Origin of the sequence: Pseudomonas sp. NFACC16-2 (assembly GCF_900119205.1) — a bacterium.
Classification (GTDB): domain Bacteria; phylum Pseudomonadota; class Gammaproteobacteria; order Pseudomonadales; family Pseudomonadaceae; genus Aquipseudomonas; species Aquipseudomonas fluorescens_Q.
The window spans coordinates 211342-221536 of the sequence record NZ_FPIX01000005.1 but is presented as its reverse complement, the minus strand read 5'-3'; the positions used below and the strand labels follow the sequence as shown (position 1 = coordinate 221536).

Here is a 10195-nt window from a genome sequence, read left to right as displayed (position 1 = left end):
TTGGGCTACAACTTGTTGCGCTATCAGATGGTGGAAATGAGTCGCCACTGTCCTGGCATTTACCCGTGCGAAATGAGCTTCACCGCCTGCACTTGGGCGATTCTCGGGTTTATCAACAGCGTCTCCGCCGACCGTTCCGGGAACATCCCCAAGTATTTGGCCGAGCTTCATGCTTCAGCGCCGCACTACGTGCTGCCGCATCGACGTGAGGAGCGCGTTTATCCTCGGGCGATTCGGCTGAAATCACCGAAATATCCGATCAGAAATAGAAATGCCAGTCAGCTTAACTGACTGGCATTAGGCCTTGGCAGGCCTCTTTTTTATGTGCGCCGTTTATCAGTCCGGCTTGCCGTCAACAACGCCGGCGGTGTTATCCAGCAGGCTCTTGGTCGCGGTTTGCAGGAAAGATTCGAGCTTGAGTTTCATCGGCGCGGTGTCCGGTGCATTCGGGATGATTTCCGCACGTGGGTTGGCGCCCAGTTCATAGCGATACATCTTCGGTTCCATTTCCTTTTCCTTCGGCAGGACCAGGATTTGGTCATCGCGGATGATCGCCGTGGTCTGCTCGCTGCCCGACGGCTTGATCACACCAAAACCGGGATCGCCTTGCGGCAGGTTCAACAGGTCACGGCCCCAGCACTGGTTCCGTACTTGCCCACCGATCCGGCCCATGATGGTCGGCACGATGTCGACCTGGGTACCCACGGTGTGGTTACGCTGGCCGAATTTCTCCTGGACACCCGGGCCGATCAACAGCATCGGCACGTTGAAACGGCCCAGGTCCATCTCGGTGATCTGGCGTTCGTTGCCAAAGCCATGGTCGCCGACCACGACGAACAGGGTTTCCTTGAAGTAAGGCTCCTTGCGGGCCTTCTCGAAGAACTGGCCCAGGGCCCAGTCGGCGTAGCGCATGGCGGTCAGGTGTTCGTTCAGGCGACCACGGTCGGTGACCCGCTCGACCGGCAACGGCGTCGGCAGTGCATAAGGGGTGTGGTTGGACAGGGTTTGCAGCAAGGCATAGAACGGCTTGCCGTTTTCCCGCGCCTTGAGCTCGATCAGGCCACGGTCGAACATGTCCTGGTCGGACACGCCCCAAGTCGGATCGGAGAACACCGGGTTCACGAAGTCGTTACGCCCGATGAATGTGGTCATGCCCTGGCTGCTGAAGAAACCCGACTGGTTGTCCCAGGCAAAATCGCCGTTGTAGACATACACGTCGTCGTAGTCACGGGCGCTGAGCAGTTGCGGCAGGCCCGACAGCTTGTGGCTGCCCTCCGGCGTCTGCATCAGGTATTCGAAACCCGGCAGGTTAGGGAAGCACGCCATGGTGGCGAACATGCCTTGGTGGGTGTGGGTACCGTTGGAAAAGAAACGGTCGAACAACAGGCCTTCCTTGGACAGTTTGTCCAGGTAAGGCGTGATGTTGCCCGGCGCGCCCAGGGCGCCCACCGAGTGACCGGCCATGCTTTCCATGAGGATCACGACCACGTTCTTGATGGGCAGGGTCTTGTCCGCCGGTGGCGTGTAGTCGCGGCGCACGGCGGCTGTCGCGGTATCCACCAGTTTATCGTCAGGCATCACCAGCATGTCGCGCACGGTCTGCTGCGCCAGCGGTTGCTCAAGGGTGGCTTTCCAGATGTTGTCGCGATCTTCGGACATCCGGCTCTTGGCCGCGGCCACCAGCGACAAGGTGCCGTTGAGGCCCAACTGGTTGGCGAAGTTCGAGTCGGTGGTGTAGACGTCGCCCCAGCGCAGGGGCGGCCCTTGGCGCAAGGTGCCGCGCGCGGCGGTCACGGCGACCAGCAGGCAAACGACAAACACCGCGACACGCCCATACCACGGGGCGATCTGCCGAGTGCCAATGGTGCCGCCACTGAATGGCCCACGGGGACGCGTAGCGCGGTCGGCACCCTTGAACGCCAGGCTGAGGATAATGGTGCCGCCGGCCCACGCCAGCAGGTAGCGCACCACCGGGAAACCGTACCAGAGCATGCTCATCACGGTTTTCGGGTCTTCCTTTACGTACTGGAAGACCAGGCCGTTGAGGCGCTGGTGGAATTCACGGTAGAAATCCATCTCCATCAAGCCCAGGAACAGCGCGATGCTGGAAGTGACAGTCAGCCAGAAACGAAAGAACCCACGGGCCGCCATGGCCCTTGCGCTGAACAACGCCAGCAACAACGGGATGCAGAGGTAGACCACCAGGCGCAAGTCGAAACGCAGGCCGTTGACGAAGGCTTCAACGAAGGTCGAGGCCGGTGTGTCGAGGATCATCTCGCGGTTATAGACCAGCAGTGCCACGCGCAACAGGCTGAACATGACCATCATCACCAAGGCACAAAGCAACGTGTAGGCCAGGTGCGATTTGACGGTCGGTTGCAGCAGGCGATGCGTGGTGCGCTGCTGACTCAGGGCGTCCGGGATTGCCATGTCGTTTAAGGACCCTATCGGAATTGGAGTGACAGAAAGAAACAACGGCGCGCCCTCTGTTGGCCAGAGCCTGGCCTCGGGGCTTGCGCGAGTGCGCAAATGTTGCACGAACGGCTACGGCATTGCCATTAAATAACCGGCGGCGATATGAGCGCGGGGGATTGTCCGCAAGATTTTGTGAAAATTTCGTTCAAAGAATATTCAGAAACACAAAATCCCCGGCCTGGTCCGGGAAGCTGTGGCGAGGGGATTTATCCCCGTTGGGTCGCGAAGCGACCCCATCACTGTGGATTCAATCTGCCTGACATACCGAGTCATCAGGTTTCAGGGCTGCTTCGCAGCCCAGCGGGGATAAATCCCCTCGCCACAGGGACCTTAATGAAACTGGCGTCCAAGACCCGCCGGCACGCCTTCGATGGTGGTGTCTTCCCATGGGCCATTCGGGCTGACGGAACGGCTCCAACCATTGTTCCAGCGGTAATAGGTTCGCTGGCGATAAAACGTGTTCGTCTGGTTGTCCAGCACATAGACCCCAAGCTTGGCGTCCCAATGGCTGTTGCCACCCGGCGGCGGGGCGAAGCTGGCGGAAGTACGCGGCAGCGGTTTGGCCGGTTTGTTCGGAATGACCGGTTTGCCCGGCGGTGTGGACGGCGCCGGTTTGCTGGTCGGGGTCGACGGCGGGATCGGTGGCAGCGGCGCCGAGGGCTCCGACGGACGCTGGACCGCACAAGCGCTCAGGCCCATGACGAGCGTGAGCAGGGTGATACGAGCGATGGCGGTCATGGTGCGAATTCCTGTTATTTGTCCGGACTGTCGATGGTCAATTGTTGCTGCGCCGTGGTGCTGCTCGCCAGGGGCTGGCTGCGGCCGATCCACTCACCCGCGGTCGGCTGGCCGGCCCGGGAGATGCGCGCCACCAGTTGGACTTCGGGGAAGTTCGACAGTTTCAACTGCGGCATCATGGCGTCCGCGTCACCCAGCTCTACCGTGACCGGCAGATCGGCGACCGTCAGGCGCTTGGCGGCCAGCGGCGCAGGTGGGCCGGAAACGGCGCGGGCGAAGATGAACACACTGTCGCCCGGCTGCACCTTGGCCTTGAGTGCCGGCGCCAGGTCCACGCGCACCTTGAGCAATGCCCCGGCCTTGACGATAGGCGCCTGGGCGACCTTGCCGCCACTGGCCTGCAGCTTCTCGGTGGCACGGGTAATGCCGCCCTGCAGCGCCTCCCGGGACTTGTCGCCCTCCGGCAGTTGCGCGAGCAGACGCCCCCAGTAATCGATCGCATCCTGATAACGCTCGCCTTCAAACGCGGCGATGCCCAACAGGCCGAGACTGGTGACTTCCTTCGGATCGAGCTTGAGCGCTTCGTCGGTCAAGGCCTGGACTTTATCCGACCATTTCTTGCCATCGGCGAAATACTGCGCCTGGGCCCACTGGCCCAACAGCTCCGGTTGACGACCGGCGACGGCCACGGTGCGCTCGAAGAGCTTCGCCGCGTCCGCCGGCCGATCCTGAGCCATGTAGGTACGCCCGAGGAAGTACAGCCCCTCGGCATTATCCGGCTGCGCCGCCACCGCGCGCTCCAGGCGCAGGGTCATCTCTTCCATCGACTGCGGCGCCTGGGCGAATTCACGGGTCAGCTCGACCTTGTCACTGGCACCGAAATGCAGGTAAAGCGCCAGGCCCAATACTGGCACCAGCACAGCGGCGAGCAACGGCAATGGCTTGCCCAGCCGGGATTCGCGCGGCGCATCCGCACCTTCGGTGTCGGCGAGCAGTTCACGGGCGGCTTCGGCGCGACCGGTGTCCAGTTGTGCGGCGTTGAGCACGCCCTCCTCCCGCTCGGTCTGCAATTCGGCGACACGTTCCTGATACAACGCCACGTTGAGTGCGGTACGGTCCTCCTCCAACTGGGCGCGGCGACCACGCAGTACAGGGATCAACAGAAAACTCAGGGCAACCAGAAGAAGCAGACCTGCGGCGAGCCAGAAATCAATCATGCTTGGTTTTATCCAACAGTTGGTCGAGGCGCTGGCGCTCTTCGACAGAAAGCGTGTCCGGGGCGGCGGTGCGCTGGACCCGGCGGCGGCGCACGATCACTGCAATGACAACGAAACCACCAAACAACAGCCCGGCGGGGCCGAACCAGAGCAGCGCCGTCTTGGAGGACAGGGCGGGGTTGTAGCGCACGAACTCACCGTAGCGATCGACCATGAAATCGATGATCTGCTGGTTGTCCTTGCCCTCGCCGAGCATGCGGAAGATTTCCTTGCGCAGGTCGGCGGCAATAGGCGCGTTGGAGTCGGCAATGTCCTGGTTCTGGCACTTGGGGCAGCGCAGCTCCTTGGTCAGTTCGCGAAATCGCTCGCGCTCGCCGTCGTTGGCGAATTCGTAGGTATCAATGGCGGCATGGGCCACACCGGCAAGGCTCAGGCCGAGGATGGCGGCAGCTAACCAGCGCTTCATGGCTTGGCCTCGTCCACCAGTGCCTGATACTTGGCGGCCAGTTTCTCGCGCCAGACCTGCTCGTCGATCACGCCGACGAACTTGTCGCGGATGATGCCCTTGGCATCGATGAAGAACGTTTCCGGCGCGCCGTAGACACCCAGGTTCAGGCCCAGGGAGCCGTCTTCATCGCGAATGTCCAGTTGATAAGGATTGTGGAACTCGGCCAGCCATTTCAAGGCGTCGGCATTGACGTCCTTGTAATTGACGCCGTAGATCACCACACCGTTCTGGGCCAGCTTGTTCAACACCGGGTGCTCGACCCGGCAGGAGATGCACCAGGTGCCCCACACGTTGACCAGCGCCGGCTTGCCCAGCAGGTCGGTGCGGGTCAGGGTCTTGTCGCCCTGCACCGATGGCAGGGAAAACTCCGGGAACGGCTTGCCGATCATCGCCGAGGGCAACTCGCTCGGGTTCAGGTACAGCCCGCGGTACAAAAACACCGCCATCAACAGGAACAGCGCCAGCGGCACCAACATCAACCAACGTTTCATGCAGTGGCTCCCGTCATGCCCAGGGTCTCACGCACCCGGGTTTTCACCTTGACTCGATAACGACGATCCAGCGCCGCCAACACCCCACCCAGGCCGGTGAGCAAGCCACCGAACCAGATCCAGCGTACGAACGGCTTGACGTGGACCCGTACCGCCCACGCGCCGTCGCCCAGGGACTCGCCCAGCGCCACGTAGAGATCGCGGGTGAAACCGGCATCGATGCCGGCTTCGGTCATGACCGAGTTCTGCACGGTGTAGAGACGTTTTTCCGGGTGCAGCACGGTGATTTCCTGGCCGTTGCGAATAACCCGCACAGTGCCTTTATCGGACGTGAAGTTCGGGCCCTCGAAATGTTTGGCGCCCTCGAAAACGAACTGATAGCCGGCCAGGTCCATGGACTCACCCGGCGCCAGACGCAGGTCGCGCTCGGCGCTGTTCTGGCTGGACAGCACCACGCCCAGGGCGCAGACGGCGATGCCCAGGTGGGCGACCTGCATGCCCCAGTAACTGCGGGTCAGGGTCGGCAGGCCCTTGATCAGGCCTTTGTGCCGGGTCTTGTCGAAGATGTCCCGTACACCCGCCAGCAATACCCAGGCCGCCAGCACGAACGTCGCCAACACCGCCCAGTTGAAATCGCCATACGCCACGCCGGCCACCACGGCCAGAGCAGCCGTGCCCAGCAGCACCGGGGTCAACATGCCCAGCAGCCACTTGACCGGGGTGTCTTTCCAGCGCACCAGCACACCGATAGCCATTACCACCATCAGGATCGCCATCAGCGGGATGAACAGCGCATTGAAGTACGGCGGCCCCACCGACAGCTTGGCGCCGGACAATGCATCGAGCACCAGCGGGTACAACGTCCCCAGCAGGATCATCGACGCGGCCACCACCAACACCAGGTTGTTGCCCAGCAACAGGGTTTCCCGTGACCAGAGGTTGAAGCCGACCTGGCTCTTGACCACCGGTGCACGCAGGGCGAACAGCGTCAGCGAACCGCCGACCACGAACAGCAGGAACATCAGGATGAACACGCCGCGCTCGGGGTCAGAGGCAAAGGCGTGCACCGACGTGAGTACGCCGGAACGCACCAGGAAGGTCCCCAACAGGCTCAGCGAGAACGCCGCGATGGCCAGCAACACGGTCCAGCTCTTGAACACCCCGCGTTTTTCCGTGACAGCCAGGGAGTGAATCAGCGCCGTGCCCACCAGCCAGGGCATGAAGGAAGCGTTTTCCACCGGGTCCCAGAACCACCAGCCGCCCCAGCCGAGCTCGTAGTAGGCCCACCACGAACCAAGGGTGATGCCGATGCCGAGGAAGGCCCAGGCGACGATGGTCCACGGACGCGACCAGCGTGCCCACGCGGCATCGAGGCGCCCACCGAGCAACGCGGCGATAGCGAAGGCGAAGGCCACGGAGAAGCCGACGTAGCCCATGTAGAGCATTGGCGGGTGAACGATCAGGCCGATGTCTTGCAGCAAGGGGTTGAGGTCGCGGCCATCCGTCGGCATCTGCGGCAGGATGCGCTCGAACGGGTTGGAGGTGACGATCAAAAACAGCAGGAAACCGGTGCTGATCATGCCCATTACCGCCAGCACCCGGGCCAGCATCACTTGGGGCAGCTGCCGGGAAAACACCGAGACGGCGAAGGTCCAGCCAGCGAGGATCAACGCCCAGAGCAGCAGCGAGCCTTCATGGGCGCCCCACACTGCGCTGAACTTGTAGTACCAGGGCAAGGCGCTGTTGGAGTTGCTGGCGACGTACGCCACCGAAAAATCGTCAGCCATGAAGGCATAGGTCAGGCAACCGAAGGCAAACAGCATGAAGGCGAACTGGCCCCATGCCGCTGGCTGGGCCAGGCTCATCCACAAACGGTCGCCGCGCCAGGCACCTAGCAACGGCACCACGGCCTGCACCAGTGAGAAACACAGGGCCAGGATCATCGCCAGGTGGCCCAACTCGGGAATAAAGATGCCAGCAGTCATCGATCAGCCCTCCTTCACGGGAGCGGGCGCCGACTGGCCGCTGTCTTTCAGCGCCTTGGTCACTTCCGGCGGCATGTATTTTTCGTCGTGCTTGGCCAGCACTTCATCGGCCACCACCACGCCGTCGGCGTTGAGCTTGCCCAGGGCGACGATGCCCTGCCCTTCGCGGAACAGGTCCGGGAGAATGCCGCGATAGGTGATGGTCACGGTCTTGTTGAAGTCGGTGACATTGAACTTCACATCCAGTGAATCCCCGGAGCGCTCCAGCGAGCCTTTTTCCACCATGCCGCCAGCGCGGATGCGGGTGTCCTTGGGTGCTTCACCGTTGGCGATCTGGGTCGGGGTGTAGAACAGGTTGATGTTCTGCTTCAGGGCGCTCAGGGCCAGGGCGACCGCGACACCGACACCCACCAGGATCGCAAGAATGATGACAAGACGTTTTTTGCGCAGCGGATTCACTGACCGTTCTCCCGGCGCAGACGACGCGCCTCTTGTTGCAGATACCGCTTGCGGGCCAGGATCGGCACCGCCACGTTGAGGGCCAGCACCACCAGGCAGATGCCATAGGCTGACCAGACATACAGGCCATGATGGCCCATGGCGAGGAAATCGCCGAATGAAGCGAAACTCATCGAGCGGCCTCCAGACTGTTCTGCACTTCGGCCTTCACCCAACTGGCCCGGGACTCGCGCTTGAGCACTTCCAGACGCATGCGCAGCAACAGCACCGCGCCGAAGAAACAGTAGAAGCCCAACACGGTCAGCAACAGCGGCAGCCACATCTCGACGGGCATCGCCGGTTTCTCGGTCAGCTTGAACGTGGCGCCCTGATGCAGGGTGTTCCACCACTCCACCGAATACTTGATGATCGGGATGTTGATCACCCCGACAATCGCCAGCACCGCGCAGGCCTTGGCGGCACTGTCACGATTGCTGATGGCGTTGCCCAGCGCAATAAGACCGAAGTACAGGAACAGCAGGATCAGCATCGATGTCAGTCGCGCATCCCAGACCCACCATGATCCCCAGGTCGGCTTGCCCCAGATGGCCCCGGTGACCAGCGCCACGGCCGTCATCCAGGCACCGATGGGCGCGGCGCATTGCAGGGCTACGTCGGCCAGCTTCATCTTCCACACCAGCCCGACCACACCGCACACCGCCAGCATCACGTAGACGGACTGGGCCAGCATCGCCGTGGGCACGTGGATGTAGATGATGCGAAAGCTGTTGCCTTGCTGGTAGTCCGGCGGTGCGAAAGCCAGGCCCCAGACCACGCCAGAACCAATCAACAACAATGCAGCGATGCTCAACCATGGGAGCAGTTTGCCGCTGATGCCGTAGAACCACTTGGGTGAGCCGAGCTTGTGAAACCAGGTCCAGTTCATCGTTGTTTCCATCACGGTTGCGGCTCGCCGTCACGAACCGCCGGGGCAGCCTTTACTTCCAAAGAAGTGGTCAATTTTTGACCAGGCCTCGTTATTATTCGCCGACGCTGATCTTCAGGCCAGCGGCTATTGCAAAGGGTGTCAGGGTTATCGCCAGGGCGGTCAGGCTCCCAAGCCACAGCAGATAACCGGTCGCGGGCATGCCTTGCAGCGCCGCTTGCAAGGCACCACTGCCCAGGATCAGGACCGGGATATACAACGGCAGGATCAGCAGCGCCAGCAACAGGCCGCCGCGCTTCAACCCCACCGTCAACGCCGCGCCCACCGCACCGAGCAGGCTCAGCACCGGCGTGCCCAGCAGCAGCGACACCAGCAGCACCGGCATGCACGCGCCGGGCAGCCCCAGCATCATTGCCAGCAGTGGCGAGAGCAATACCAGTGCCAGCCCGGAAAAAACCCAGTGTGCCAGTACCTTGGCCAAAACCAGAAGGGCCAGGGGGTGCGACGAAAGGACCCACTGTTCCAGTGAGCCGTCTTCGAAATCACTGCGGAAAAGCCCGTCCAGCGAGAGCAGGACCGATAAAAGCGCGGCGACCCAGACCAGTCCCGGAGACAAGGTTTGCAACAATTGAGTCTCCGGCCCGACCGCCAACGGGAACAATGCAATGACAATCGCGAAGAACACCAGTGGATTGGCCAATTCGGCCGGACGACGGAACAGCAGGCGCGCCTCGCGGGCAAGCAACAGGCCAAACACACTCATACGGCCCAGTTCCCCAGATCAATGTTGCGATAACCGGCCGGCATCCGCACCAGCGTGTGGTGGGTAGTCAAGAGCACCATGCCACCGTTTTCACAGTGCTGGGCCAAGTGTTCCTCGAGTTGCGCGACGCCCTGCTTGTCCAGGGCGGTGAATGGCTCGTCGAGAATCCACAGCGGCGGGCCGTCCAGGTACAGCCGGGCCAGGGCCACGCGGCGTTGCTGGCCGGCAGACAGGGTGTGGCTCGGCACGTCTTCGAAGCCGCGCAGCCCTACCGCCGCCAACGCCTGCCAGATCGCTTCGCGGCCGACCGGCGTATGCAATGCGCAGAGCCAACTGAGATTTTCTTCGGGGGTCAGCAAATCCTTGATACCGGCGGCATGGCCGATCCAGAGCAGATTGCGGGCCAGCTCGCTACGCTGGCCGTGCAAGGGCTGGCCGTTGAGCAACACCTGGCCTGCGGTCGGTTGCATCAAACCGGCCAGCAGGCGCAGCAGGCTGGTCTTGCCGCTGCCGTTGGGACCGCTGATCTGCACCATATCGCCGGGCGAGAGTCTCAATTCGAGATTTTCGAAAAGCAGCCGCAAGTCTCGCTCACAGGCGAGGCCAACGGTTTGCAGGAGAGGACTGGTCAAGG

11 protein-coding genes and 1 pseudogene are annotated in these 10195 nt (G+C 62.2%); 1 reads left to right on the top strand and 11 read right to left on the bottom strand.

What is annotated here, in order from left to right; translation table 11 throughout:
- A pseudogene (locus BT116_RS07350) lies at positions 1–291 on the top strand (IS4 family transposase); the annotation flags it as partial.
- A gap of 45 nt (positions 292–336) precedes the next feature.
- Here the strand turns inward: BT116_RS07350 and BT116_RS07345 are convergent.
- The 11 genes from BT116_RS07345 to ccmA form a co-directional block, all read right to left on the bottom strand.
- Positions 337–2430 (bottom strand): LTA synthase family protein, encoded by a 2094-nt coding sequence (locus tag BT116_RS07345; RefSeq protein WP_072341678.1) that lies wholly within the window; start codon positions 2428–2430, stop codon positions 337–339.
- 375 nt (positions 2431–2805) lie between these two features.
- Positions 2806–3213: a hypothetical protein gene (locus BT116_RS07340; RefSeq protein WP_072341675.1), complete on the bottom strand. Its 408-nt coding sequence runs from the start codon at positions 3211–3213 to the stop codon at positions 2806–2808.
- 14 nt (positions 3214–3227) lie between these two features.
- Positions 3228–4430 (bottom strand): c-type cytochrome biogenesis protein CcmI, encoded by a 1203-nt coding sequence (ccmI, locus tag BT116_RS07335; protein WP_072341672.1) that lies wholly within the window; start codon positions 4428–4430, stop codon positions 3228–3230.
- A complete protein-coding gene (locus BT116_RS07330) occupies positions 4423–4896 on the bottom strand; it encodes a cytochrome c-type biogenesis protein (RefSeq protein WP_003199166.1) in 474 nt (157 codons plus the stop codon). The genes ccmI and BT116_RS07330 overlap by 8 nt, the downstream gene beginning before the upstream one ends.
- The gene (locus BT116_RS07325) at positions 4893–5429 is read right to left on the bottom strand and encodes a DsbE family thiol:disulfide interchange protein (RefSeq protein ID WP_072341669.1); all 537 of its coding nucleotides are present in this window, start codon (positions 5427–5429) and stop codon (positions 4893–4895) included. The genes BT116_RS07330 and BT116_RS07325 overlap by 4 nt, the downstream gene beginning before the upstream one ends.
- Positions 5426–7414, bottom strand: coding sequence for a heme lyase CcmF/NrfE family subunit (locus BT116_RS07320; protein WP_063322385.1), 1989 nt, complete (start codon positions 7412–7414; stop codon positions 5426–5428). Before BT116_RS07320 ends, BT116_RS07325 begins: the two co-directional genes overlap by 4 nt.
- A gap of 3 nt (positions 7415–7417) precedes the next feature.
- Entirely contained in the window at positions 7418–7873 is a 456-nt protein-coding gene (gene ccmE, locus BT116_RS07315) for a cytochrome c maturation protein CcmE (protein ID WP_063322386.1), read from the bottom strand.
- Complete coding sequence (ccmD, locus tag BT116_RS07310) at positions 7870–8046, bottom strand: heme exporter protein CcmD (RefSeq protein ID WP_003199159.1); 177 nt, start codon at positions 8044–8046, stop codon at positions 7870–7872. The genes ccmE and ccmD overlap by 4 nt, the downstream gene beginning before the upstream one ends.
- Positions 8043–8798: a heme ABC transporter permease gene (locus BT116_RS07305; RefSeq protein WP_072341666.1), complete on the bottom strand. Its 756-nt coding sequence runs from the start codon at positions 8796–8798 to the stop codon at positions 8043–8045. The genes ccmD and BT116_RS07305 overlap by 4 nt, the downstream gene beginning before the upstream one ends.
- Positions 8799–8892: 94 nt before the next feature.
- Positions 8893–9561 carry a heme exporter protein CcmB gene (gene ccmB / locus BT116_RS07300; RefSeq protein ID WP_003199151.1) on the bottom strand — a complete coding sequence of 223 codons (669 nt, stop codon included), beginning with the start codon at positions 9559–9561 and terminating at the stop codon, positions 8893–8895.
- Positions 9558–10193, bottom strand: coding sequence for a cytochrome c biogenesis heme-transporting ATPase CcmA (gene ccmA, locus BT116_RS07295; RefSeq protein WP_072341663.1), 636 nt, complete (start codon positions 10191–10193; stop codon positions 9558–9560). Before ccmA ends, ccmB begins: the two co-directional genes overlap by 4 nt.
- Positions 10194–10195 lie beyond the last annotated feature (2 nt).